This window comes from Streptomyces sp. NPDC005195 (assembly GCF_040608315.1).
Taxonomy (GTDB): domain Bacteria; phylum Actinomycetota; class Actinomycetes; order Streptomycetales; family Streptomycetaceae; genus Streptomyces; species Streptomyces kaempferi.
Genome location: NZ_JBEXHZ010000325.1, coordinates 1 through 1,477 on the forward strand (window position 1 = coordinate 1; position 1,477 = coordinate 1,477).

At 71.4% G+C, this 1,477-nt stretch carries 2 protein-coding genes; one reads left to right on the plus strand and one right to left on the minus strand.

What is annotated here, in order from left to right:
* Positions 1-270 precede the first annotated feature (270 nt).
* Positions 271-1,068 carry a VOC family protein gene (locus ABZV34_RS39380; RefSeq protein WP_356288078.1) on the minus strand — a complete coding sequence of 266 codons (798 nt, stop codon included), beginning with the start codon at positions 1,066-1,068 and terminating at the stop codon, positions 271-273.
* Between the two features lie 166 nt (positions 1,069-1,234).
* Here ABZV34_RS39380 and ABZV34_RS39385 point away from each other — a divergent pair.
* A partial coding sequence (locus ABZV34_RS39385; RefSeq protein WP_356288081.1) for an alcohol dehydrogenase catalytic domain-containing protein occupies positions 1,235-1,477 on the plus strand: 243 nt, incomplete at its 3' end.

The window sequence follows — 1,477 nt, forward strand, 5'->3', positions numbered from 1 at the left end:
CGCGCACGTCGAGGCGCCCGGCAGGTGCCATCCGCCGCCCGGTGGCCGCTGGTGGGCCCGTCGGGCGAGCACCACGGCGGCGGCCACGAACACGCAGGGCGCCAGCATCGGCGCGAAGGCCAGGAACAGGAACACAAGGCTTGCCATGCCTGCCCAGACAGCGCGGGCCGAAGTTCGGTTCCGCGGGAGACGTACAGGGGTGACGTACAGGGGTGACGTACGAGGCGACCCCCTGCGCGGCTCGTCCCCGGTTCCCTCGCCCGTCCGGGCTCAGGTCACCTCGGTCGCCGTCGGCATCGTGCCCTCGGTCGTCCTGACGTCGATCACGGAGAACGCCGCGCCCTGTGGGTCGCTCAGCGCGGCGAACCGGCCGAACGGGCTGGTCATCGGACCGAAGCGGAGGATCGCGCCGCGCTCGGTCGCCTTCGCGACCGCCGCGTCGCAGTCGTCGACGGTGAAGTAGACGTTGACGTACGACGGAACCTCGGGCGGGAAGTCGTCCGTCATCCTCATACGGCCCAGGACCGGATCCTGACCGAGATCGTAGAGCCTGAAGTCGATCGCGGAGTCCTCCAGTTGCTTGGCGTGGTAGCCGAAGACGGCCGGGAAGAAGGCGTCCGTCCTCTCCGGCTCGCGGGTGAAGACCTCGGCCCAGCAGTAGGCGCCGGGCACGGCACGCGCCTCGAAGCCCTCGTGCCGGCCGGCCTGCCACACGCCGAAGACCGCGCCGGCCGGGTCACGGGCGATCAGCATCGAACCGAAGTCGCCGACCGTCATCGGGTCCATCAGGACCTCGCCGCCGTGCGAGCGGATCTTCGCGGCGGTGGCGTCCGCGTCCGGTGACGCGAGGTAGAGGCACCAGGCGGACTGCCCCTCCTGGCCGGGCATCGGGGGAACGACGGCGGCCACCGCCTTGCCGTTCGCGTAGGCCTGCGTGTAGTTGCCGTACTCCGAGGACGACTCGCCGAACGTCCAGCCGAGCACGTCACCGTAGAAACTCTTCGCTCCCTCGACATCACTGAACATCGCGTCCGCCCAGCAGGGCGTTCCCTCGGGCTCTACGGCCATGGTGTTCCACTCTTCCTGGTGCGGCGGGTACCGGGGTCGCGTTTCGCGCACTCTGTCGCCCTGCCACGCTAGCCAGGCTCCGGGCCCGCCGCGCGCCGGCCGACACCGCGTGGACCACACTGGAGAGGGTGCTCGGGTGGTCGTCGAGGGGACGGAACACGGGATGATGCACGCGTGGGAAGTGGTCCGCCCCGGGCCGATCGAGCGGGGACCGCTGCGTTTCGTGGAACGGCCGGTGCCGGTGCCCCGGGCCGACGAGCTCCTCGTGCACGTCCGGACCTGCGGGGTGTGCCGCACCGACCTGCATGTCAGCGAGGGCGACCTGCCGGTGCGCCGGCCGCGCGTGACACCGGGCCACGAGGTCGTGGGTGTGGTCGCGACGGCGGGCGAGGACGTACGCGGCTTCGCG